The sequence below is a fragment of the Gillisia sp. Hel_I_29 genome (assembly GCF_000744275.1).
Lineage (GTDB): Bacteria > Bacteroidota > Bacteroidia > Flavobacteriales > Flavobacteriaceae > Gillisia.
This window is the reverse complement of record NZ_JQLP01000005.1, coordinates 753,407-777,839: the sequence shown is the minus strand read 5'-3', so window position 1 is coordinate 777,839 and position 24,433 is coordinate 753,407. Positions and strand designations below refer to the sequence as shown.

Annotated in this window: 19 protein-coding genes and 2 tRNA genes; 7 read left to right on the top strand and 14 right to left on the bottom strand. The window is 34.6% G+C overall.

The annotated features are described in order from the left end of the window. Positions 1-33: 33 nt before the first annotated feature. From P163_RS08585 to P163_RS08525, 13 genes are all read right to left on the bottom strand, one after another. Complete coding sequence (locus P163_RS08585; protein WP_034889630.1) at positions 34-972, bottom strand: hypothetical protein; 939 nt, start codon at positions 970-972, stop codon at positions 34-36. 13 nt (positions 973-985) lie between these two features. Beyond that, positions 986-2,284: a restriction endonuclease subunit S gene (locus P163_RS08580; RefSeq protein WP_034889627.1), complete on the bottom strand. Its 1,299-nt coding sequence runs from the start codon at positions 2,282-2,284 to the stop codon at positions 986-988. Further along, complete coding sequence (locus P163_RS08575) at positions 2,284-4,671, bottom strand: class I SAM-dependent DNA methyltransferase (RefSeq protein WP_034889624.1); 2,388 nt, start codon at positions 4,669-4,671, stop codon at positions 2,284-2,286. Before P163_RS08575 ends, P163_RS08580 begins: the two co-directional genes overlap by 1 nt. Positions 4,672-4,709: 38 nt before the next feature. After that, on the bottom strand, positions 4,710-5,102 hold the full coding sequence (locus P163_RS08570; RefSeq protein ID WP_034889622.1) for a hypothetical protein: 393 nt from the start codon (positions 5,100-5,102) through the stop codon (positions 4,710-4,712). A 194-nt stretch (positions 5,103-5,296) separates the two neighbouring features. Then, positions 5,297-5,722, bottom strand: coding sequence for a hypothetical protein (locus P163_RS08565; RefSeq protein ID WP_034889619.1), 426 nt, complete (start codon positions 5,720-5,722; stop codon positions 5,297-5,299). Positions 5,723-5,724: 2 nt separating this feature from the next. Beyond that, positions 5,725-5,946, bottom strand: coding sequence for a hypothetical protein (locus P163_RS08560; protein WP_034889617.1), 222 nt, complete (start codon positions 5,944-5,946; stop codon positions 5,725-5,727). 163 nt (positions 5,947-6,109) lie between these two features. Then, positions 6,110-6,195: transfer RNA gene (locus P163_RS08555), tRNA-Leu, on the bottom strand. Between the two features lie 47 nt (positions 6,196-6,242). Continuing rightward, positions 6,243-6,315, bottom strand: a tRNA-Gly gene (locus tag P163_RS08550). Between the two features lie 117 nt (positions 6,316-6,432). After that, complete coding sequence (mutS, locus tag P163_RS08545) at positions 6,433-9,021, bottom strand: DNA mismatch repair protein MutS (protein WP_034894145.1); 2,589 nt, start codon at positions 9,019-9,021, stop codon at positions 6,433-6,435. 313 nt (positions 9,022-9,334) lie between these two features. Continuing rightward, positions 9,335-10,399 carry a proline iminopeptidase-family hydrolase gene (locus P163_RS08540; protein WP_034894142.1) on the bottom strand — a complete coding sequence of 355 codons (1,065 nt, stop codon included), beginning with the start codon at positions 10,397-10,399 and terminating at the stop codon, positions 9,335-9,337. 64 nt (positions 10,400-10,463) lie between these two features. Further along, positions 10,464-12,275 (bottom strand): ABC transporter ATP-binding protein, encoded by a 1,812-nt coding sequence (locus tag P163_RS08535; protein WP_410503402.1) that lies wholly within the window; start codon positions 12,273-12,275, stop codon positions 10,464-10,466. 124 nt (positions 12,276-12,399) lie between these two features. Then, a complete protein-coding gene (locus tag P163_RS08530) occupies positions 12,400-14,583 on the bottom strand; it encodes a S9 family peptidase (RefSeq protein WP_034889611.1) in 2,184 nt (727 codons plus the stop codon). A 57-nt stretch (positions 14,584-14,640) separates the two neighbouring features. Beyond that, positions 14,641-16,122 (bottom strand): M28 family peptidase, encoded by a 1,482-nt coding sequence (locus P163_RS08525; protein WP_034889608.1) that lies wholly within the window; start codon positions 16,120-16,122, stop codon positions 14,641-14,643. A gap of 136 nt (positions 16,123-16,258) precedes the next feature. Between P163_RS08525 and P163_RS08520 the strand changes: the two genes are divergently transcribed. From P163_RS08520 to P163_RS08510, 3 genes are all read left to right on the top strand, one after another. Further along, the gene (locus tag P163_RS08520; RefSeq protein WP_034894139.1) at positions 16,259-16,804 is read left to right on the top strand and encodes an RNA methyltransferase; all 546 of its coding nucleotides are present in this window, start codon (positions 16,259-16,261) and stop codon (positions 16,802-16,804) included. Between the two features lie 136 nt (positions 16,805-16,940). After that, positions 16,941-17,672 (top strand): bifunctional demethylmenaquinone methyltransferase/2-methoxy-6-polyprenyl-1,4-benzoquinol methylase UbiE, encoded by a 732-nt coding sequence (gene ubiE, locus P163_RS08515; protein ID WP_034889605.1) that lies wholly within the window; start codon positions 16,941-16,943, stop codon positions 17,670-17,672. A 1-nt stretch (position 17,673) separates the two neighbouring features. Beyond that, a complete protein-coding gene (locus tag P163_RS08510; protein WP_034889602.1) occupies positions 17,674-18,381 on the top strand; it encodes an outer membrane beta-barrel protein in 708 nt (235 codons plus the stop codon). Here P163_RS08510 and P163_RS08505 read toward each other — a convergent pair. Next, on the bottom strand, positions 18,375-19,109 hold the full coding sequence (locus P163_RS08505; RefSeq protein ID WP_034889599.1) for a TrmH family RNA methyltransferase: 735 nt from the start codon (positions 19,107-19,109) through the stop codon (positions 18,375-18,377). The two genes, P163_RS08510 and P163_RS08505, sit on opposite strands and share 7 nt — an antisense overlap. A gap of 37 nt (positions 19,110-19,146) precedes the next feature. Between P163_RS08505 and P163_RS08500 the strand changes: the two genes are divergently transcribed. From P163_RS08500 to rpsO, 4 genes are all read left to right on the top strand, one after another. Next, entirely contained in the window at positions 19,147-21,711 is a 2,565-nt protein-coding gene (locus P163_RS08500; RefSeq protein ID WP_034889595.1) for a BamA/TamA family outer membrane protein, read from the top strand. A gap of 49 nt (positions 21,712-21,760) precedes the next feature. Continuing rightward, complete coding sequence (gene fbaA / locus P163_RS08495; RefSeq protein WP_034889592.1) at positions 21,761-22,828, top strand: class II fructose-bisphosphate aldolase; 1,068 nt, start codon at positions 21,761-21,763, stop codon at positions 22,826-22,828. Positions 22,829-22,946: 118 nt separating this feature from the next. Continuing rightward, on the top strand, positions 22,947-23,804 hold the full coding sequence (gene accD / locus P163_RS08490; protein WP_034889589.1) for an acetyl-CoA carboxylase, carboxyltransferase subunit beta: 858 nt from the start codon (positions 22,947-22,949) through the stop codon (positions 23,802-23,804). Positions 23,805-23,940: 136 nt separating this feature from the next. Continuing rightward, the gene (rpsO, locus tag P163_RS08485) at positions 23,941-24,210 is read left to right on the top strand and encodes a 30S ribosomal protein S15 (RefSeq protein ID WP_034889587.1); all 270 of its coding nucleotides are present in this window, start codon (positions 23,941-23,943) and stop codon (positions 24,208-24,210) included. The last annotated feature ends 223 nt before the right edge of the window (positions 24,211-24,433 follow it).

Below are 24,433 nucleotides of genomic sequence, written 5' to 3'. Positions count from 1 at the left end.
TTACTTCTCACATACTCTGGTTGCAACCCAATTTTAATTTAACTTAGTTTTCTTTAGGGTTTGGGTTCTATGTTTCTCAAACTTCTCCAATGCCACTTTCAAGACTTTTTCGTCAAACTGCTCCTGTTTTGTAAACTCATCTGAATACAAGGCATTTAAATAAGAGTTGCTATAGCAATCAATAAATGCATCCTTCTCCTTAATATTATTTTGAGTTGCGTAATCCCATCCATTAATGTGGGCTCTGGCTGTATCCCTTGCGAATTCAAGACTTTCTTCATCATCATGAATTCCAGCCCTTCTTTTTACATCCACCAGTTCGCTGGCATATTTTTTTGCATATTGCTCAGCATATTCTTCACTTTTACCAAGTGTGAGCGATTGATCATATATCAAAGCATAATCTTCACAATAAATTTCATGATAATGATCTTCAGCTATCAAACTCGCATATGTATTTGCATAGATCTCTGATTTTCCGATTTCTAATTGCTTCTTGTAAATTTTGAAAAAATCAGCTGCCAGTTCTTCAATAGGTCTTTCTGAATAACCTTTATTGATCACGTAGTCAACCAAAAAATCTCTGTAGCGTTTATCTCCGTTCTGAAGGTTGCAAAAGACATGTAGATCTTTTAGAGCCTCCTCTTTATTTACTTCGGCAACATTTTCATAGCATCTAATAACCGTGTTATTATTATCATGCATTATCCTTAATTTTGCTCGTGTTGTACACCAAATCTTGCTAAATCCGTTCTGTCTACAATCTATATAACAATCTATATAACTGTTTGGAACTTGAAGTAAGGTAGCGGAAGTATCATCGTTTTCAATTGCATTTTCTTCTTCCAAATCTTTTAGAAAGTTGGCTAAGAAGGAGGTGAAAACTTCCTCATACTCCATATTTCCAGTAAACTTTTCAACTTTTTCTTCAAAAGATTTTTTACCTATGTATTTTTCTATTATTGGTTTCATAAAATTAATTTGATTAACACACCTTTATCTTCCCCGTTACCACGCTATTTATTAAACTGCTTTTATACTCTTTTAACTTTGCGATTTCTTGCTGCTTTAAGCGAATGGCAGTTTCTATTTTTCGCGAAGCAGTTTCTATGTATGCTGAAATTTCTTTTTGTTCTGAAAGTGATGGAAATGGTATAATAAAATTCTTTAAAGCTTGAAAATTTAAACCTTCTCTTCCTCCCCCTTGTTGATGAAACCAAATTTGGTTTTGACCAACTTGTGATGCAATTAATCTATTTAAATAAAGTGTAGTTATTTTTTTATTTGGTCTTAATATGCAAACGTGTTGATTTACATTTAAAGGAATATCAGAATTAACAAAATAACATCTACCAATAGAACCACCTGTAATATTTAAAAGCACATCTCCTTTAAATACTTTACTATTGCTCATAGATTGATGAACTTTATCAGATATAAAAGCAACTCCATCTAATTCTATTTTATCAAAAAATATATTCTGACTTCTTAATAATGGTATTCCTTCTTCTAAATATGTTGTTCCACCGCCAGAAGGTGTAATTCCACTTCCAATTTTACTTGTAACGTGTTTTATTTTTTTCACCTCCCAATGCTCCGGAATCTCCCCTATCCACTCCACACCAGAATCTTTTAATTTTATATTAGGGTTTAAACCTTGCGTTACGGCTTTGTGTATGAGTATTTGTTTGCGTTCTTTAAGCAAGCTTATTTGTTGCTCTTTTATTGTAATGGCTTCGTCTATTTTTGTGGCTTTATCGTCCAAAAATTGAGCGATAGCGGTTTGTTCTTGAAGGGGGGGAATACCAACCATAATGGCTTTCATTTCATCATAACGAGTTGTCCATAAATCCGCAACTATTCCATGTCCCATTCTGTAAAACTCTTCAATAAAATTGTATGATTTTAAGAGATAATTACAATAAATAGGGTGAATATTTAAAGGCTCCATTACAATGTAAATCAATGATACAGACCCGTCTTGGTAAGCTATTCCGCTTGAACCTTTTCTATCCGATCGACTATTGATTACAAAATCCCCTTTTTTAACTAACTTTCTATTATCACCATCGTTAGATTTTGCTGCGCTTGCTAATTGTGGAATTGTTCCATTTTTAGTTACCGATAATGCCGGATAATCTTTATCAGAAACTTTAGTTTTTCTTTGTTCAAACCTAGTTCCTAACCGAGTTAAATCCCAATGCTCAGGAATCTCTCCCAACCATTCCACACCAGAATCTTTATAAGTTTCGTAACGCTGTACTTTGTTTTCTATTTCTACCATTAAGCTAGATTTAAAATTTCAGCAATTAGACCATCGCTTAATGTTTCCAGCTCTAAAATATCTGCCGTCACTTCTTCTATGTTGCGTAAAGGTGTATGCTTGTAAAAGTATTTATTAAAGCTAATTTCGTAGCCAATTTTAGTATTATCAAGATTTATCCAAGCTTCTGGAACATGGGGTTGTACTTCACGTAAAAAGTAATTATGGATATTTTCTTTTAAAGGGACATTTTCGGTGTCGCGAAGATCGCTTTCGGTTTCGTAGGTTATATATTCTCCGTTCTTTAAAGATCCTTTGACAGATTCTTCGACAAGCTCAGAATGACCTTTAGGAAAATAACCGAAATCTGGTAAATCTTCAACTTTGCAATCTAAGTGTTGTAATAGCTTAGTTAGTTTATCGCCTGTTAGTTTTTCTACTTTTTTAATCACTTTTTCAGCATCCGCATCATACCAACTTACCGCATTTAAAATTGCTTTTTTATCGCTGGCACTTACAGATAGTTTTAGCTTTTTAATTTCGACATCTACTAAAACTATAAATTTATTAAAGTCACTGTATTCTTCTTCTCCAATGGTGTTTAATAAGGTGGTTCCTGTTTTTACTAATTGTAAATGTTTTTGCCAGGTTTCCTTTTTAGTCAGTTTCTTTTTGTTGGCAGAAGAAAGATTTAATTCGTTTTTCTCACACCAATCTAACAATTCCTTTTCGTGTTCTTTGATGTTGGTGTAGATACTTTCTCCAAAAGTTTCAAAAGCATATTGCATTGGCTCTTGCAAGGTTTTGTCGAAACGCAGTATTTCTATTCGCTCTGGCGTGAATTGTGCTTTTAAACGTTTTGGGCGTTCTATAGTGGCCTTATAATATCCAAAATCGCTATTATCAAATACTTGCGCAGAAATACCTTGATCCCCTTCGCGATCTTCTACACTCATCTCGGTGTATGCTTTTACTATTGTTGTAATATGTTTGGGTGAAAACTCACAATTCTTGTTTCCTAAATTTTTACGCAATTTTCTGTACAACTGTCCGGCATCTATTAATTGCACCTTGCCTTTTCTATTAGCCGGTTTATTGTTGCTTAGAATCCAGATATAGGTGGTAATTCCTGTATTGTAAAACAGGTTGTTTGGCAATTGTACAATAGCTTCCAGCCAATCGTTTTCTATGATATAACGGCGAATATTGCTTTCTCCTCCTCCGGCATCTCCTGTAAATAAACTAGACCCATTATGTACAGAAGCGATACGTGTTCCGGAGGCACTTTGGGTTAAGGGTTTCATCTTAGAAACCATCTCCATTAAGAATAATAATTGACCATCTGAAGATCTTGGAATGGCATCTGCGTCTTCTTCCACACCCCAATAATTCTTCAGTTTAATTTGAAAGCGAGAATCGATTACATCTTTCCCGTCCTTGATATATTTTTGTTCGCTGCTCCAGGATTTCCCATACGGTGGATTGGAGAGCATAAAATCGAATGTAGTTCCGGCAAATTCATCTGTAGAAAGCGTAGAACCTACCCTGATATTTTCAGGATCATTCCCCTTGATCATCATATCACTCTTACAGATAGCGTAAGTCTCATCGTTTATCTCTTTTCCGTAGAGGTACACATCTCCCAAGGCTTTAATAACCCCTTCTTCATCTTTAATAAAATTCTGAGATTCGGTAAGCATTCCACCACTTCCACAAGCTGGATCGTAAATGGTCATTACCGGCGGCAAGTTGTCTTTAATAGGATCGAAGATAATATGCGTCATCAGATCGATCACCTCTCGCGGTGTAAAATGTTCTCCTGCTTCTTCGTTATTTTCTTCGTTAAATTTTCTAATTAATTCCTCAAAAACATATCCCATCCCTAAATTAGTAAGGGCTGGGAGTTTTCTGCCTTCAGGATCTTCTTTTTCAAAAGGCGTAACATTTATATAGGAGGAGGTGAATTTTTCCAAAACATTTAATAACACATCTTTCGCAGCCATATGCCGCACTTGACTTCGCAGTTTGAATTTATCTATGATCTCCTTTACATTCGGGCTGAAACCATTAAGATAATCCTCGAAGTTAGCTTGTAATATCTGCTGACTATTGGTAGCAGTATCATGTAATTTTTGAAGCGTCCATTTACTGGTATTGTAAAACACATAACCTGATGCTTCTCTTAGTCCGCTTTCGTCCCACTCGGTAAAACCCGCTTCATCTCTTTGAAATGCAAGCTCCTCCATCACGGCATCTTTAGTAGGTTCCAGTAAAGCGTCTAATCTGCGTAGTACTACCATTGGTAGAATTACATCGCGGTATTTCCCACGGACATAGACATCACGTAAGCAATCGTCTGCAATAGACCAGATAAAAGAAACGAGTTTATTGTGTACTTGTTGATTCATTACAAATAATATTAATTCTATTTTATTTTATTGTTTTATTAGGAGGACAGGACCAAGACTGGCGTTATTCCATTGAATAGTCTGACCATCGATCTTAGAGAAGGAATAATAACACTCATCCCTTGAGGATAATTAAAGTCTACTGAATAGTCATCATTAGAAATCCACTCCTTCACACTTATATCATAATCTATATTGGAATAGGTGGCAATCTGCTCTTTATGGCTAATATTTACAGAACCGGATAATAGGATGATGTCATTTGAAGTAAATTGAAACCCTGAAGTATTATTAGTAACGTTTTCGACCTTCCAACTACCGTGAATCCAATCTGGTGGGTTTATTGAAGTTTTTGCTGCGGAAGTATCATCATTCGTACTACATGAAATGCTCGTTATGATCAATAAATAAATAATAAAAAATTTCTTCATAGCTGATAAACAGTTATATGTTAATGTGGGGCATTATTATTCTTCAAAGAAGTATCGAGAATATAACTGAGAAGTAGGGAGGTTCAGGTATTAATTCACTTAGAAAGTAAATCTAAATGTTTTCTTAAAGCTTTGAAAATATATAGTGCAAAATAATGCAATCTTCCTTAGGGATTTGAGGTTTCCCATAAAACTTAAGGAAATGGATAATCAAAAAGCCCTTTAAGAAAACTCAAGAATAAATTTCTTGTGGTAATATTTCTTTTTACAGCGCCAGCTATAATATCCGGCACCGTTAAACAATAATAATTTTTAGGCATCTCTACATTTACTTCCTGTTCAATTAGGATTACAATTGTGTTGAGATGTTTTATCTCTTTAACAGCTTTATTTATTTCTATAAGAACAGCCCTATTTTTTTCAACAAGGACAAAGATCAAATTTTCTGAATTGGAATATGTCACACACTTATCTTGATGGTTTTCAACAACAAATGATTCATTATCGAAATCTTCCAATACACAGGCTAGAACACATTCTTTGACCGTAAATTCGGAAAGCCTAGCAAAAGCCCCTGTTTTATTCAAGCCTCTAAAAAATGCGAAATCTTTAAGTCCCATTCTTAGCTTAATTCAATAATTTCCCATTCCACTTCTCCCAGATCTATGGTGTTGATCATTTTTATTTCGAGAGTAGCTAGAAACACCTCCAGACAGCGCACATGCAAGCATATTTCATAACCCCCAAAGGTTTCTCCTGCAAGATTCGTACGGCTGCCGTAACTTCGTTCTTCTACAATGTGTTGGTATTGCTCTTCGGTGAGGTTGATCTCTGATTTTCTCATCTTCCTAATTTTGATACTCAAAGATCAAAAATGGAGGAGACAAGAGATGTCGCTAATAAAGACGATTAAACAGTAAATATTTAAGAAGTCGGGAAGATATGGGGAAAGAAGGTCTATAAAAACAAAAAAGCCTTGATAATCAAGAGATTGTCAAGGCTTAAAGTACTCGGAGCGGGACTTGAACCCGCACGACCGTTGCTGATCATTGGATTTTAAGTCCAACGTGTCTACCAATTCCACCATCCGAGCGTGGATATTATATGTTGCGAAAATTTTTCTTTTTTCGCTACTTTCCGAGCGAAAAACGGGATTCGAACCCGCGACCTCCACCTTGGCAAGGTGGCGCTCTACCAACTGAGCTATTTTCGCGATTTGTAAGAACATACTCTCAATAACCCTGAGAGCGCAATGCCTTGTGGCGTATTGCGGTTGCAAATTTAATACAATTCTTGTATTACCAAAGGATTTTTTAAAAAAAATACACTTTTAGGCCTTCGTTTTTTGTTTGCTGGTAAGCATGCGTTTAATTTCACTTAGCTTCATTAAAGCTTCCACAGGCGTAAGTGTATCAATATCAATATGCAACAATTCTTCTTTAAGATCTTGAAGCAATGGGTCGTCCAAATTAAAAAAGCTCAACTGCATATCTTTTTCTGCAGAATTTTTTAAAATTTCTCCCGAATCTTGCATCTGATGAGATTTTTCTAGTTTTTTCATGATCTTATTTGCCCTGTTCAATACCTGCTGTGGCATTCCCGCCATTTTAGCTACATGAATTCCAAAACTATGCTCACTTCCTCCCGGAGTCAATTTTCTTAGAAAAAGAACATTGTCTTTTAACTCTTTTACAGAAACATTATAATTCTTGATCCGCTTAAAGATTTCTCCCATCTCATTCAATTCATGATAATGAGTAGCAAATAAAGTTTTTGGATGTGCAGGATGCTCATGTAAATATTCTGTGATTGCCCAAGCAATCGAAATTCCATCATAAGTACTAGTTCCACGACCAATTTCATCAAGTAGCACTAAACTTCTTTCAGAAATATTATTCAAGATACTTGCAGTCTCATTCATCTCCACCATAAACGTAGATTCTCCCATAGAAATATTATCGCTGGCTCCTACTCTGGTAAAGATCTTATCTACCAAACCAATTCTAGCCGATTCTGCCGGCACAAAACTTCCCATTTGAGCCAAAAGCACTATCAATGCAGTTTGTCTTAATATAGCAGACTTACCACTCATGTTTGGCCCGGTGATCATAATGATCTGTTGGGCATCTCTGTCTAAAAAAACATTATTGGTAACATAAGTTTCCCCGTGTGGCAACTGCTTTTCTATAACCGGATGTCTTCCTTCTTTAATGTCAAGTTCAAAAGAATCTTCAATTTCAGGTTTTGAATATTTCTCGGTAATTGCATGTATAGCAAAAGAACACAAACAATCCAACTCCCCTATCAATCGTGCATTTTGTTGTACCGGCTGAATATAATCTGCCAACCAAGTTACAAGCTCTCCAAATATTTGTTGTTCTAACTGAAGGATCTTTTCTTCTGCCCCCAGAATTTTCCCTTCATATTCTTTTAATTCTTCGGTGATATATCTTTCGGCATTCACCAAAGTTTGCTTGCGTATCCAAGCTTCAGGAACTTTATCTTTATGAGAATTTCTAACTTCTATATAATATCCATAAACATTGTTGCTTCCAATTTTAAGAGAAGTAATTCCGGTTTCCTTACTTTCTCTTTGCAACATTCCATCTAAATAATCTTTCCCGGAGAAAGCAAGATTTCTTAAATTATCTAACTCTTCATGGAAACCTTTAGCAACCACATTTCCTTTTACAATATTTACAGGAGCATCTTCATGTAAGGTTTCTTCAATCTTATTTCTCAGCACTTCGCAACTTTGCAACCTATCTCCTAAAACTTTTAGAGCTTCTTCATTGCTATTCATAGCCAGCTCTTTTACCGGAGCAATAGCGTCTAATGAATTTTTAAGGTGAAGTACTTCCCGCGGACAGATCTTTCCTGTAGCAACTTTAGAGATCAAACGTTCCAGATCACTGATCTTTTTAATATTTTTCTGAATATTATCCAGCTCCGCCCTATTCTCTATAAGATGCGCAACAACTTTGTGCCTTGCCTTTATCTTCTGAACGTTTTTAAGCGGAAGTGCCAGCCAGCGTTTCATCATTCTCCCTCCCATTGGGGAAATAGTCTTGTCTATAACATCTAATAAAGTAACCGCATTTTGGGCGTTGGAATGATATAATTCTAAGTTTCTGATGGTGAATCTATCCATCCATACATATTCTTCTTCCGCAATTCTTGTGATGGAAGCAATATGTTGAAGTTTGTGATGCTGAGTTTCTCCTAGATAATATAAAATAGCTCCGGAAGCTATGATGCCTTCCGCTAAATGATCTATTCCAAAACCTTTTAAAGATTTGGTCTGAAAATGTTCATTTAAAGATTCATAGGCATAATCCAATTTAAAGATCCAGTCTTCCAAATAAAAACAGTGAAAGGAATCTCCGAAGGTCTTTGTAAAATCTTTCTTATGATTTTTCTGAACAAGCACCTCACTCGGACCAAAATTTTGAAGCAACTTATCTATATATTCTGCATTCCCCTGAGCAGTTAAGAATTCACCGGTAGAAACATCAAGAAATGAAATTCCCATGATCTTCTTACCGTAGTGAATAGCACACAAAAAATTATTGGTCTTGCTGTTCAACACCTCATCATTCATGGAAACACCGGGAGTGATCAATTCGGTAACACCACGTTTTACAATGGTTTTGGTCATTTTTGGATCTTCTAATTGATCGCAAATGGCCACACGTAAACCTGCTTTTACCAGTTTTGGCAAATAAGTATTCAAAGCATGATGTGGAAATCCTGCCAAAGCGGTTTCCACTTCGCTCCCATTACCTCTTTTAGTAAGAACTATATTTAAGATACGAGCGGTTTTAACTGCATCTTCTCCAAAAGTTTCATAAAAATCTCCTACGCGAAACAACAGCAAGGCATCGGGATATTTATCCTTGATGCTATTATATTGTTTCATTAACGGGGTGGTTTCTTTTGCTTTTTTGGCTGCCAAAATCTAATGAATTAATTTGCTGCTAAAGTACTTATTCCATTTTTTAATTGAAATTTAAGCGGAAGCATTTATATTAAAATTATGCACAAAAAGGTTCGTTTAAACTTTAAAGTAAATCTTTCATTGTCAGTTCGAGCGAAGTCGAGAACTATTTGGTAGTAAAGATTTAGGTTTCGACTATAGCCTGTATTGAGCGAAGTCGAAATACTCAACCTGACATCTATAAAATTTTCGCTTATTTTCCATGAACACCTCTTCGGAAATTTACACGATTTAATTATTTACCGAAGTTTCCATAATCTACATCCTTGATGAATTTTATCAAGCCCGGAAAGAAATGTTCTTGATCGTCATATTGAGAAAGATGACTTCCATTGGGACAATATAAATAACGCCCATTTTGAACTTCAATAGACATCCATTTCATATACTCAGGATCCATAGTGTCATATTTTGCACCAATAACTAAGGTGGGTACTTTAATTTCTTTCAATCTCTTGGATACATCCCAATCTTTTAAGGTAGCATCCCCGGCAATACCAAATTCACTCGGACCCTGCATATAAACATACACTTCCGGATTTAAATGATCAAAAGCTCTGTTGATAGAATTTGGCCATTTTTCAATAGGCATTCTTAACAGGTGTTCTGCATAATGATGTTTTAAAAGCAATTCCATATATCGCGGATTTTCGAAGTCTCCTTTCGCTTCTAGCTCTTTCACTTCAGCTAAAACTTTAGGATCCATTTGTGGCCCTATAACATCTTCCGAATATTTATTATACGCCGGCGCACTGGCCATCATATTGGAAATTATAAGTCCTTTTAAATGATCTTGATATTTTAAAGCATATTCCATTGCAAGAATTCCACCCCAAGACTGTCCGAACAAATAAAAATTATCCTCATCAAGACCCAAAGCTTTTCTAACTTGCTCTACCTCATCCACAAATCTTTCATTAGTCCAAAGGCTTTTATCTGAAGGCTGATCGCTATAATAAGATCCTAACTGATCGTAATAAAAATACTCAATTCCTTCTGCAGGTAAAAAGCCATCAAAACTTTCAAAGAATTCATGAGTCCCACCCGGGCCTCCATGAAGCAGCAACACTTTCATAGTGGGATTATTACCAACTTGTTTGGTATACACATTAAAAGTGCCTTGATCTGTAGTGATAGAGATCATCTTGATGCCTCCAGTAAATTTTATCTCAGGATCTGTATACGTAAGATAATCGCTGGTTTTCGAATCTAATTTACTATCGGATTTGTTCTGAGAAAAAACAGTGGTAGAACAAAGAATTAGCAATACTAATAACTTCGGAAGGCTTAAAATTTTCATATCTAAGTAAAGGATTGATTTATAAAATACCATTCCTTTAAATTACATAAAATTCTGATGTGTTTTACTGATATCCTGCCGCTTGAAGATTAAATAATTCTGCGTACAGCTTATCATTCTTCATCAACTCTTCGTGAGTTCCAATTTCAAGAACTTCCCCGTGTTTAAGTACCATAATTCTATCTGCAATTCTCACCGTACTAAATCTATGCGAAATAATAACGGCCGTTTTTCCTTCGGTTAGCTTAATGAATCTGTCAAAAGCTTCGGTTTCTGCTCTTGCATCTAAGGCTGAAGTAGGCTCGTCGAGAATAAGAATTTCAGAATTCTTCATGTAAGCTCTGGCAATAGCGATCTTTTGCCACTGTCCGCCGGAAAGATCTTTACCATTCTTGAACCGTTTTCCAAGTTGCTGATCATAACCTCCAGGTAATTCTGAAACCACCTCATCTGCCAAACTTTTCTGGGCAGCGCCATCAATCCTACTCTGATCGCCAATTTCTGAAATCTCTCCCATAGCGATATTCTCTCTCAAGGTCAGTTCAAATTTTACAAAATCCTGAAAGATCACTCCAAAGTATTGCTGATATTGTGCCTGATGATATTTGTTGATTGGAACTCCATCTAACAGAATTTCACCTTCGGTAGGTTCATAGAATCTAAGCAACAATTTTATTAATGTAGTTTTCCCGGCTCCATTTTCACCTACAAAAGCTAATTTCTCACCAGCTCTTAAGTCAAAATTAATATTTCTAACCACCCATCTTTCAGACTTTGGATATTTAAAACCTACATTTTTGAATTCAAATCCTTTTTGAATCTTCTTCGGAAGAGGCAAAGCTTCATCAACCTGATTTTCTTCATATTGAAGATCTAAGAATTCGAAGTAATCTTGAAGATAAAGGGCACTTTCCGTAATCGCAGTAAATCTGGTAAAGAAGCCTTGTAATTTTGCACGAAGCCTGTTGAAAGATCCGGAAAGGAAAGTAAGATCACCCAAGGTTAGAAATCCTGCTACCGTTCTAAAAACTATAAATACATACGCACCATAATAAGCTCCGGTTCCAATTACGTTGAACATAGAACCCCAACTAGCGCGTTGTTTTGCAAGCTTCTTACTTTCTTTGTAATATTTATCTGATAATTCTTTAAACCTTTCCGCCAGATATCCCGAAAGTCCGAATAATTTCACCTCTTTGGCAGTTACATCACTCGCACCTGCATATCTTAAATAATCTAATTCTCTACGTTCCTGTGTCCAGCTTCTAGCAAGCGAATAACTTGTTCCGCTGAATTTAATTTCATTGATAATGGTTGGAATGATGGAAACCACCAGCAGAATGAGCAGCCAAGGTTCAAAAACTACTACCCCACCCAATAATGAGATTATCACAATCACATCTTCTGCTTGGGTTAGAATATTAGACATCAACCCTACTCGACCAGTAGTTTGTTGACGTGCCCTTTCCAGTTTATCATAGAATTCTGAATCTTCTAACTGATCTAAATTCAGCTCTGCAGTTTTCTTTATGATCCTTACCGAAGTATCAATAGAATATTGGTCTCCAAGCAAAGCGTCTGTTAAATTGATAGCTCTGCTCATTAAATCTGAGAGTATTGCTAAGCCAAATTCGGCTCCAACAAAAAGCCACAGTCTATCATAATCTTTAAGATCAGCAGCCATTTGCACCACTACTTCGTCAATAATAATTTTACCTATCCATAATAAAATTAGCGGTAAAATCGCATTGATAAATCTGCATAGGATGTTGATATAGAACAAGCCCGGATTAACTCTTCTTATCTCTTTAAAGAATCTAGGCACAAACTTCAGGGAAGCAAAACTCTCCCGAAGATTGATCTTATTTGGCTGCATGGATAATTTTTGTCTTGGCAAATGGAATTAATTTAATTAAGGATAGGATGAAAAGTATTGATTCTCACCCTATCTAATGAAAATTAAGACGAGAAATCGTCAGAAACTTACTTGTTGAAAATTTCTATTTTTTATTTGGCTCTATTTTAAATTCAGTTGGATGTTTTGCCCCCATTAAATTTTCTACAAAATAATCCCATCTTCTACGCATCATATAGTAGCTATCTTTCCCAAACCCATGTCTGGCATTAGGAAAAATTATCAGATCAAAATCTTTATTAGCTTTTACCAAAGCATCAACAACCAGATAGGTGTTGTAAGGAGGAACATTATCATCTAATCCCCCATGCGCCAGTAACAATTTCCCTTTTAAATTTTCCGCAAATTTAGCGTTAGCCTGATCATCATAATTAGAATTCCCTGCTTCATCCTTAGTTAAAAGCCCAATATATCTTTCTCCCCAGTCATCTTCATAATTTCTGCTATCATGATTTCCAGATTCTGAAATCCCCACTTTATAAAATTCAGGATATTTGAACATTGCGGCTGCAGTAGCGAAACCTCCACCAGAATGCCCCCAAATTCCAACGCTATTGAGATCTAAAAATGAATATTTTTTAGCTAATTGTTTGATTCCTGAGATTTGATCTTCTAAAGTATTATCTGCCATATTACCATAACAAGCATCATGAAAAGATTTAGATCTACCCGGATTACAGGCTCCATCGATTATTACTACCACAAAACCCAACTCGGCTAAAGCTTGATGATCACTTCTGGAAACTGAAAAAGATCTACTTCCAACTCCGCCTCCTTGCGGTCCGGGATAGATATAATTCACCACCGGATATGTTTTTGTACTATCCAGATCTGATGGAGTAAACATCAATCCATAAAGATCCCATTTATCATTTTTAGATCTTACAGTGATCTGTGTTGGAGCTTTCCATCCAATTTGCTTTAAACTAGAAATATCTTCCTTTTCTAAGTTAGAAATTAGCTTTCCATTCATGTCCCTAAGAACCGCTGTATTTGGTTTTGAAGGAGTTGAATAATTATCGACAAAAAACCGTGCTTCAGGAGAAATAGAGATAGAATGATTTGAATTTTCCGGAGTTAATAGTTTTAAATTTTCACCTTTAAAATCTATCTTATAGAAATGACTGAAATATGGATCTGAATCCTTCTCTCTTCCATTAGCTTCAAAATAGATCTCACGTTTATCTGTATCTACCTTTAAAACCTTTGTTACCACATAATCTCCCTTGGTAATCTGATTTTTTAATTCGCCAGATCTAGCATCATATAAATATAGATGCCCCCAATCATCACGTTCAGAATACCAGATGATCTCGTTTGATTTTGGTAAGAATTTCCAATTAATTGCACCTTGACCAGACTCATATTGCGTAGCTACCGTTTCTTCAAAAATATCACGTACTTCTCCTGTGGCGGCATTGGCTATTCTTAGTTTTGCTATTTTATGATCTCTAGAAGTTGAAACAAAGGCTAGCTGCTTAGAATCTGCACTCCATTCATTATCATCAAAAGATCCTGAGCAAGAAATATCATCACATAAACTTCCTCTTCTAGGATCGTTTTCCACTTTTAAAGGTATTATGGTGGAATTTTCTACATCTATAATTACACGTTTTATCTGAATAACTGCAGAATCTTCCGCTATTGGGTATTTCCATTGCTGTAGCTTAGGGGCTCCAACATTTGTAGAAACCAAATACATATCGCTCACATGTCTTTGATCTTGCCGATAAGTAGCTATTTTCTTTGAATCTGGAGACCAAAGCAAAACTGGCCTATCACTTTTACGCCATCCGGCATTGTCTGTAGCATATCCAAAGTTTTCAACTCCATCTGTGGTTAATTGAAATTCTTCATCTGAATTCAGATCTTTTATCCATAAATTCCAATCTCTTATAAAAGCTGCTTTCGTACCATCTGGTGAAACCACATCATAATAAGATGCAGTCGTTGACTTTTCCTCCTTAGATTGAGAATGGACTTTTAAGAGCGATTCTACAGAATTATAACTAGATTTTTTTCCATTATTAGCATTTACGAATATATACTGTGTTCCATCTGCCGTATTCACATTATACCAAAAATTTCCATTCTTTAACCAATTTGGATTTACACCTCCATGAGTTACTAGATCTCTTACACTGGCTCCGAGATATTTTGTAGCTCTTTCATAATCATCTTTGGTTACTTCTCTCACAGTTTTATCCTGTGCGTTAATTGAAGGAAATGAAAAACCAATTAGAGCAAAAGTTAGTAGAATTTTTCTCATAAATTTATTTTAAAAGCATGTAGATATAAAAGGTAAAAAGTTTTATTTCGATCATTTTTATTCAATATAAAGAGCTTTGCCTGCATTTTCATATTTATCTCCCGATATCCAAAACGGTGTCTTAGGATCATTAGCAATCAATCTCGCAGATAAAACATAGGATTGAAAGAACTTAAGTAAATATTCATAGTCCAAACTCTCTGCCTCATCTCCAGCCTGATGATAATATTTAGTAACCTCCCCATCAAAAGATCTAAATCCTAACGAATAGGTTGGAGCAGGAATTCCCTTTTTAGCAAAATTTACATTATCACTTCTATCAAATAAATTCTGCTCCGGAGCTGGATCGTCTATTGCGGTTAGTCCAAATTCTTTAGCGGCTTGCTTAATATTTTTATTAGCAGTAGTTCTTTCCAGACCAACAATGGTGGCAATAGAAGTATCATTATAACCTCCATTATCACTATTAAAACAGTATACCATTTGTTTTAAAGGTAAAACCGGATTTTCTGTGTAGTAAGAACTACCTAACAACCCCTTTTCTTCCCCAGTAAACAAAATAAACAGAGCGGAACGTTTGGTTGGATGTTTTGATAGATTTTCTGCAACACTTAAAACGGTTGTGGTACCTACAGCGTTATCTCTGGCACCGTTATAAATAGTATCTCCTGTGGCATCTGGCTCACCAATCCCTACATGATCATAATGTGCAGAATAAATAATGTACTCATTTTTTAACTTTGGATCTGTTCCTTCTATGATCCCAATTACATTTTGAGAATGTACTTCAGTCTCTTTAGGAGCATTTATTTCTAATTTAACAGCGATCTCTTGCCCAATTTTTAAATCTGAAGGCACTCCTCCAGATTCTTTGATCCAAACATAAGGTATATCGTTAGACCTTTCTAAGGTATCATTTTTCTTAATATTCTCTAATTTATCAGCATTGAAATGATGAGCTATAGCACTCCAATCATCCTCTCCATTACTAACCATTTCTACAATTCCAATAGCACCTGCCTCTTTAGCTAAATCTGTCTTTTGTGATGTTAAGCCAAACGCAGTCCTTAATTCATTATTTTTTGAATTTCCGGAGAGCAAAACAACCAACTTCCCTTTTACATCAAGATCTTTATAATCCTCTTCCAGCCCATGTCCTACATATATACCTCTACCGTTAAAATCCAGCTTTGCAGGCACTAATGCAATAGCATCCTTCCTATCCATATTATTTAAAGAAACAGCAAAAGATATAGGTGCTTCTGTCTTTTTCAGAATAACGTCTTGATAATAAGTTCCGGTTAACGGATTTGGCTTTGCACCATAACCTCTTAGCACGTTCGCCAAATAAGAAGCTGCAATTTTATTTTCTGAAGTACCTGTTTCCCTACCTCTTAATAGATCATCTGTTAAAAAATAGATATGCCCTTTAATAACATTTTTATTTACCGTTTGTTGAGTTTTCTCTTTTTCTGATTGAGCAAAAATTAAGTTGGAAGTAAGCATCAAAATGCTAAGTATAAAATAATATTTCTTCATTGTATGGCTGATTAAAGTTGCCTAAATATAAGATTATTATCACTTTATATAGTAGTATCAAATTTAAATAATCGATACTATCATAAAGCAGATATTGCTCTGAAAAATTGAAATGATAATTGTTACTTTTGCTCTTATGGAAAAGAGAAAGCTTAAAAATAGCGAGTTAGACAGGAAAAGTATTTCTGAATTTAAAGAAGCTAAAAAAACTCCAATCATCGTAATTTTAGACAACATTAGAAGTTTAAATAATATTGGATCTGTTTTTAGAACTTCTGATGCATTTCTAATTGAGAAAATATATTTGTGTGGCATAACGGCACAACCTCCTCATAAAGATATTCACAAAACAGCACTTGGAGCAACCGAAACCGTAAGTTGGAGCTATGCTGAAGATACGTTAGATGTTATTTTTAAGCTGAAAGAAGAAGGAATAAAAGTATATGCCATAGAGCAGGCAGAAAATTCCACTATGCTACATAATTTTAAGACAGATCTTAATAGTAAATATGCTATTGTGTTTGGAAATGAGGTAAAAGGTGTTCAACAAAAAGTGGTAAATCTTTGTGATGGAGTAATTGAGATCCCACAATTAGGTAGTAAACATTCTTTAAATATTTCTGTAAGTACTGGAATTGTTATTTGGGATCTATTTTCTAAAATGACTTTTAGTACGAACTAATTCTGAAGAGGAAAAAACCGTATTATCAATTTATACCTTATGTTTAGATTTTTTTATACTTTGTAGATGTAAGAAAGTTAGAAAGTTATCTGTACAATTATTTCTTATCCATTATCTTTGAGCTAAATTTGCCCCAATGGAAAAAAAAATCACCCCTTATAAAGGTTCTTCCCTCAACAAAAAAGAGCAAGTAGAGCAGATGTTTGATAATATTTCTGAGAATTATGACGGCCTTAACCGCGTTATTTCTTTTGGAATAGATGTTAAATGGAGAAAAAAGGTGATAAAACTCGTTGAGGCTACAAAACCAAAATCTGCACTAGATATTGCCACAGGAACTGGAGACCTCGCTATAAGCTTAGCAAAAACTGGTGCAACCGAAATTATAGGCTTAGATATTTCTGAAGGAATGCTCTCTGTTGGAAGGAAAAAGATCGCTTCAGAGAAATTATCTGATAAAATTAAAATGGTACAGGCAGATTCTGAAGCTTTACCATTTGAAGATAATAGTTTTGACGCCATTACTGTAGCCTTTGGGGTTAGGAATTTTGAAAATCTTGAAAAAGGGCTCACAGAAATATATAGAGTACTAAAACCAAAAGGAATCTTTGTGGTTCTAGAAACTTCTGTTCCAACAAAATTTCCTTTCAAACAAGGCTATAAATTCCACTCTACTGTTATGCTCCCTGCAATCGGAAAATTATTTTCTAAAGACAAAGTAGCTTATTCTTATCTAAGTGAGAGTGCTGCCGCTTTTCCATATGGTGAAAAGTTCAACAATATTTTGCGCAAAATTGGGTTTATAAATGTAGAAGATAGACCTCAAACATTTGGAGTTGCCACAATTTACACTGCTTCTAAAAATTAATATGAAAAATTTTTTTGCCATTATAGCGCTGTTCTTATACAGTTTGCAAGGGAACGCTCAGATCTTTTCTGATGGACTTATCAATAATGAGAATTTTGATAATAAGAGATGGTCCTGGGGATATTTTTTAGGTTTTAACACGTATGACCTGGATTTTGACCTTAAAGAGTTTCAACCTAATAAACCTTTTCAAGATAAAGGCTATAATGTAGAACGTACTATAGGTTTTAATGTTGGACTAATTGGAAATCTTAAATTGAACAACAATTTAGATCTTAGACTTGAACCTGGAGTTAGCTTTAACCGTAGAAATTTTCAACTTTTAAAAGCAGATCAAAATACCATAAGAGAAATAAACGCAACTTATGTTCATGTTCCTTTATTGCTAAAATTCTCTGCAGATAGGATGTACAATTTCAAACCATTTGTAGTGGGAGGATTATCATCATCTTTAAACCTTTCTAGTAATGAAAATAATCCTGACGATAATAGTGTAGGACAGTTTAGAATGAAAACTCTTACATACTACTATGAAGTTGGAATTGGCATAGACCTTTATTTCTATTATTTTAAACTTTCACCTTCACTACGTGGTGTTTTCGCTATAAATGATGAACTGGTTAGAGATTCAGATCCAAATAGTATATTTACAGGAAATGTAGATAAAATGAGGTCTAGAGGTATATTTTTAAATTTCACTTTTCAATAATTCTCCTGTCGTCTAAATTCGCCTAGCAGTATAGCCGTTGCAGTTGCCACATTCAAACTTTCAGTTTCTTCAGATTTTCCGTATTGAGGAATATTAATTTTTTGAGTTACCAGATTTTCTATATCTGAAGAAATTCCATTAGCTTCATTTCCCAATACTACAATTCCTTTTTTAGGAAGTTTAGTTTCATAAATATTTCTTCCCTCTAGAAAAGCACCCAACACCTGTGAAGAGTTCTGCTCCTTCAAAAATTCTTCAAGATTTACATAAGAAATAGCTACTCTTGCAATACTTCCCATTGTGGCTTGCACTACTTTTGAATTATAACAGTCTACCGTATCTACAGAACAAATCAGCTGTTCTATTCCAAACCAATCGCAAAGTCTTATTATTGTCCCCAAATTACCTGGATCTCTTACCCCATCTAATGCAACTACAAGACCCTCTAAATTAATTGAGATTTCTACAGGAATTTTAAACAAGGCTACCGCTGTTTGAGCAGTTTTAAGTCTACTAATCTTCTGTAGTTCTTGCTCGCTAATTAAATGCGTTTTAACCTTTGGAGCATTAAAAATAGATTCTGTTGTAAATAAAGAATCTAACGCTACATTAGATTTTAAAAGCTCGTTAATTCCTTTTTTACCTTCAACTACAAATAAGCCATTTTTAGTTCGGTTTTTTTTTTGCTCAAGACTTGTTATTAACTTAATTTGGCTTTTGCTTACCATACAAATAATCTATTTTTGAATTCTTAATTCTGCCTTATTGAAACGCTTGCTTGCAAAAATATCGTTATTTATTTTAATCCTGGTTATAATAGTTTCGTGCAACGCGGTAAAAAGGGTTGACGCTAATGAATTACTTCTTACAGAGAACACTATTTTCCTGAATGGTGAGAAATCAAAAGACTCAAGAATCTACAGTCAGCTGTATCAAGAACCTAACGCAAAATTATTAGGAGTACCTCTAAGGCTCCATTTTTACAATTTAGCGAAACCAGACCCCGACTCTGTATTTATAGATTGGTTGAATAAAAAACCGAATAGAATTGAAACATTGAATTCCATTTATTCTAAGAAACAGGTTCAGCGCATGCGAGAATCTTATGTTGGAATTAATAAATGGATAGAGAACACAGGAGAAGCTCCAGTTATTATTAATAAAGAACTTGCCAAAAAATCTAGCAATAGATTAAAATCTTGGTATTTCAATAATGGTTGGTTTAATGCAGAGACAGATTTCACCATTAATCCAAAAGATAGAAAACGAGGTGAGATCGAGTTTTTTGTAAATAGCCACGACCCTTACATTGTAGATTCTATCAAACAAAGAATGCAATCAAAAGTTATTGATTCATTATACAATCTACATACGGATGAATCTAAAATTGTATCTGGAGTTCAATACAGAACTTTAGATTATAATGCTGAAAGAGACAGGCTTAATACTATTTTCAGAAATAATGGAGTGTATTATTTTGATCAGGAATATTTGAGTTTTGAAGCAGATACTGTTGGTACAGATCATAAAGTTAATACGACCATCATTGTAAAAGATAGAATGGTAGAACGTGGCGATACTACTTCTCGCGTACCTTTTAAAATTCATAAGATAAGCAAGGTAAATGTTTTCACAGATTATACGTTTGAGAACAGATATAAACCGGTAACAGATAGTGCCTCATATAAGGGGTATAAGATCTATAGTTTTGATGAACTAAATTATAAACCGCAGGCAATTACAGATGCTATTTTCATAAAACCCGGCGAGATCTTTAAAGATACCGATAGAACCCGAACTTATAACCGAATGAGTTCTTTACGAATCTTTAAATACCCAAATATTGAGTACGTTCCAGATCCTACAGATAGCACAAATACAGATCTAGTAGCTAATATTTTTCTTACTCCCCAACAAAAGTATTCACTGAGCTTTGATTTTGATATTTCTCAAAGTAATATTCAAGATTTTGGAATTGGCTTTGGAGGTTCCCTGCTTATTCGAAATATCTTTAAAGGTGCAGAAACTTTCGAGATCTCGGGAAGAGGAAGTGTAGGTTCTTCTACAGATGCAGCACAGGGAAGTTCAAGAGATCAATTCTTCAATATCTCTGAATTGGGAGCAGACATTAAATTAGTAATCCCTAGAATTTTCTTACCGATAAAAACAGATAGGATCATTCCAAAATATATGTCGCCATTTACCAGCTTAAGTTTGGGAGTTAGTACACAGAATAATATAGGATTAGACAAACGTAATTTAAATGGGATCTTAAATTATAGCTGGAATCCATCCAAGAATATTTCAGACAAATTAGACTTGCTAAACATTCAATATGTTCGGAATTTAAATACTGATAATTACTTTAATGTGTATCAGAATTCTTACATCAATTTAAATGAAATAATAAATACTCCTGGGGTTAGCACTAATCCAAATTATTTAAATAGTGATGGGAATTTGAGCATCCCTAATGGTGCAGATAATTTCTTGAAAGATGTTACCTCAGAGAATTCTTCTACCACCGGATTAAATTCAGATCAAATTCAAGAGATCGATAATATCAACGAGAGAAAAAATAGACTTACGGAGAATAATTTGATCTTTGCTACTAATTTCACTTACATCAACAATAACAAAGAGAATTTATACGATAATGATTTCTCAAGATTTCGATTTAAAATTGAGTCTGCAGGAAACTTTTTATGGGCTCTATCAGAACTATCTGGCGCCCAAAAGGATGAAAATGGAGTTTATAGCATAGTGGGCGTAAATTTCTCACAATACCTAAAAACAGAAATAGATTATATCAAACATTGGGACCTTGGAAATAAAAATATTTTTGCCGTTCGAGCATTTGGAGGTATTGCTGTACCCTTTGGAAATGCCAATAGTATCCCTTTTATTAGAAGTTTCTTTGCTGGGGGACCTAATGATAACAGAGCGTGGCAAGCATACGATCTAGGACCTGGAAGTACAGGTGGAAGAAATGAATTTAATGAAGCAAACATGAAGTTGGCTTTTAATGCAGAATATAGATACAACTTATTTGGCGCTCTAAATTCAGCATTTTTTATAGATGTAGGAAATATCTGGAATGTGGAAGATGTAGTTACAGATCCTGCCGCAACGTTCACATCATTCTCAGATCTTAGAGATATTGCAGTAGGATCTGGCGCTGGATTAAGATATGATTTTAACTTTTTTGTTCTAAGGTTTGATGTAGGTTTTAAAACGTATGATCCAGAACAAGACCTTGGAAATAGATGGTTTAGAAATTATAATTTTAGCCATGCTGTTTATAATGTAGGTATCAATTATCCGTTCTAACCAAAGTTATTTTCTTATTTTTGTAAACCTTAATTTGATATACAATATTATGAGTCACAATATAAAACCCGGTGTAGCCACAGGAAAAGAAGTTCAAGAGATCTTTAAATACGCAAAAAGTAAAGGTTTTGCTTTACCCGCAGTAAACGTTACAGGATCTAATACAATAAATGCTGTACTTGAAACAGCGGCAGAATTGAACGCTCCGGTAATTATACAGTTCTCAAATGGAGGAGCTCAATTTAATGCAGGGAAAGGTCTGTCTAACGAAAATCAACAAGCTGCAATTGCTGGTGGCGTTGCAGGAGCTAAACATATTCATGAATTAGCAAAAGTTTACGGTGCTACTGTGATCTTACATACAGACCATTGCGCAAAAAAACTTTTACCTTGGATTGATGGTTTACTAGATGCAAGTGAAAAGAATTTTGAACAGTTTGGATTTCCTTTATTCAGCTCTCATATGATAGATCTTTCTGAAGAACCTATTGAAGAGAACATAGAGATCTCTAAGAAATATTTAGAGAGAATGAAAAAAATGGGAATGACCTTAGAAATTGAATTGGGAATTACCGGTGGTGAAGAAGATGGTGTAGACAATTCTGATGTAGACGATTCTAAATTATATACCCAGCCAGAAGAAGTTGCTTATGCTTTCGAAGAATTAAGTAAAGTAAGTGACCAATTTACAATTGCTGCTGCTTTTGGAAATGTTCATGGAGTTTACAAGCCAGGAAACGTAAAACTTACTCCAAAGATTCTGAAAAACTCTCAGGAATTTTTGAGTGAAAAACATAACCTTGAAGAAAACCACATAGATTTTGTATTTCATGGAGGTAGTGGATCTACTTTAGAAGAAATTCGTGAAGCTATTGGTTACGGAGTTATTAAAATGAATATTGATACAGATCTTCAATATGCTTTTACAGAAGGTATACGCAATTATATGGGCGACAAAAAAGATTATTTAAAAGCTCAAATTGGAAATCCTGATGGTGCAGAAGTACCAAATAAAAAACATTACGACCCACGAGTATGGTTACGTGAAGGCGAATTAACTTTTAAAGCTAGATTAAAGCAAGCTTTTGAAGACCTTAATAACGTAAACACTTTATAATAAACAAATTATTGACAGCTGGAATATATACTATTCCGGCTGTTCTCTTTCTAATAGGTTTCTTGATTAAGTTATCTCTCTTTTAGATATACTCAAGAAATTTAAAATAATTAAGACTATGGCCTGGTTTAAAAGAACTCAAAAAGGTATACAAACCCCTACCGAAGAAAAGAAAGATGTACCAAAAGGATTATGGTATAAATCTCCAACAGGTAAAATTGTAGATGCAGAGCAACTGGAGAACAATTTCTATGTAAGCCCGGAAGATGGTTATCACGTTAGAATTGGAAGTGTAGAATATTTTAAAATTCTTTTTGATGATAACAAGTTCAAGGAATTAGATAAAAACATTTCTTCTAAAGATCCCTTAAATTTTGAGGATACTAAAAAATATACAGATAGGTTAAAAGAAGCACAAGAAAAAACCGGATTGAAAGATGCTGTTCGTACCGCGGTTGGAAAATCTAAAGGTAAAGATATAGTGATAGCTTGTATGGATTTTAGCTTTATTGGAGGTTCTATGGGATCTGTAGTAGGAGAAAAGATTGCTCGTGCGGCAGATTATGCTTTAGAACGCAAATTGCCATTTATGATGATCTCTAAATCTGGAGGGGCAAGAATGATGGAAGCTGCACTATCTTTAATGCAAATGGCTAAAACATCTGTAAAATTAGCACAATTGGCAGATGCTAACATTCCTTACATTTCTTTATGCACAGATCCAACAACAGGAGGAACCACGGCTTCTTTCGCAATGCTAGGAGATATTAATATTTCTGAACCTGGAGCACTTATTGGATTTGCTGGACCAAGGATTGTAAAAGATACTACAGGTCAAGATCTACCAAAGGATTTTCAGACTGCAGAGTATTTAAAAGAGCATGGATTTTTAGATTTTATAACTCCAAGATCAGAATTAAAAGATAAGATTAACTTATACTTAGACTTGGTTCTTAATCAACCGGTTAGAAAATAATATATCAGAATGCTATCTATAGAAAGGCTGAAATATTAAAATTTGACTTGAGAATAATTTATAAGAAAAATATAGTATCTTTGCCGCTTGACAGAAAATCTGTTTATACATAAAAATCATTAAAATTAATATTGGAATGTATTTATCCATAGAAGAAAAACAAGATCTATTCGCTAAACACGGTAAAGGTAAAAATGATACCGGTTCTGCTGAAGGGCAAATCGCATTATTTACTCACCGTATTTCCCACCTATCAGATCACCTGAGAACTAATCGTAAAGATTATAACACAGAAAGATCTCTAGTATTACTAGTAGGTAAAAGAAGAAGACTCCTTGATTACTTAATGAAAAAAGATATCATGAGATATCGTGCTATTGTTAAGGAATTAGGATTGAGAAAATAAATTTTAAAGGGGGCTCATGCCCCCTTTTTTTATATATAATAAGCACGTAGATTTGCTTAATGTTCTTTCTTAAAATTGTCGCTCTTAGATTAGAATAAGAGTAGTTTTTCATTGGTCAACCAACACTACAACAACAACACAACACAATCCCGATGAGACAGTTCACGGGAGACCTTTGTTTAACAATCCCTGTTTATTATTACAGGTGTAGAATTCAAAAACA

Excerpts from the sequence above, each read along its gene's own strand:
- P163_RS08585 (WP_034889630.1), bottom strand. The coding sequence starts at position 972 with ATGAAACCAATAATAGAAAAATACATAGGTAAAAAATCTTTTGAAGAA.
- P163_RS08580 (WP_034889627.1), bottom strand. The coding sequence starts at position 2,284 with ATGGTAGAAATAGAAAACAAAGTACAGCGTTACGAAACTTATAAAGAT.
- P163_RS08575 (WP_034889624.1), bottom strand. The coding sequence starts at position 4,671 with ATGAATCAACAAGTACACAATAAACTCGTTTCTTTTATCTGGTCTATT.
- P163_RS08570 (WP_034889622.1), bottom strand. The coding sequence starts at position 5,102 with ATGAAGAAATTTTTTATTATTTATTTATTGATCATAACGAGCATTTCA.
- P163_RS08565 (WP_034889619.1), bottom strand. The coding sequence starts at position 5,722 with ATGGGACTTAAAGATTTCGCATTTTTTAGAGGCTTGAATAAAACAGGG.
- P163_RS08560 (WP_034889617.1), bottom strand. The coding sequence starts at position 5,946 with ATGAGAAAATCAGAGATCAACCTCACCGAAGAGCAATACCAACACATT.
- mutS (WP_034894145.1), bottom strand. The coding sequence starts at position 9,021 with ATGAAACAATATAATAGCATCAAGGATAAATATCCCGATGCCTTGCTG.
- P163_RS08540 (WP_034894142.1), bottom strand. The coding sequence starts at position 10,399 with ATGAAAATTTTAAGCCTTCCGAAGTTATTAGTATTGCTAATTCTTTGT.
- P163_RS08535 (WP_410503402.1), bottom strand. The coding sequence starts at position 12,275 with ATGCAGCCAAATAAGATCAATCTTCGGGAGAGTTTTGCTTCCCTGAAG.
- P163_RS08530 (WP_034889611.1), bottom strand. The coding sequence starts at position 14,583 with ATGAGAAAAATTCTACTAACTTTTGCTCTAATTGGTTTTTCATTTCCT.
- P163_RS08525 (WP_034889608.1), bottom strand. The coding sequence starts at position 16,122 with ATGAAGAAATATTATTTTATACTTAGCATTTTGATGCTTACTTCCAAC.
- P163_RS08520 (WP_034894139.1), top strand. The coding sequence starts at position 16,259 with ATGGAAAAGAGAAAGCTTAAAAATAGCGAGTTAGACAGGAAAAGTATT.
- ubiE (WP_034889605.1), top strand. The coding sequence starts at position 16,941 with ATGGAAAAAAAAATCACCCCTTATAAAGGTTCTTCCCTCAACAAAAAA.
- P163_RS08510 (WP_034889602.1), top strand. The coding sequence starts at position 17,674 with ATGAAAAATTTTTTTGCCATTATAGCGCTGTTCTTATACAGTTTGCAA.
- P163_RS08505 (WP_034889599.1), bottom strand. The coding sequence starts at position 19,109 with ATGGTAAGCAAAAGCCAAATTAAGTTAATAACAAGTCTTGAGCAAAAA.
- fbaA (WP_034889592.1), top strand. The coding sequence starts at position 21,761 with ATGAGTCACAATATAAAACCCGGTGTAGCCACAGGAAAAGAAGTTCAA.
- accD (WP_034889589.1), top strand. The coding sequence starts at position 22,947 with ATGGCCTGGTTTAAAAGAACTCAAAAAGGTATACAAACCCCTACCGAA.
- rpsO (WP_034889587.1), top strand. The coding sequence starts at position 23,941 with ATGTATTTATCCATAGAAGAAAAACAAGATCTATTCGCTAAACACGGT.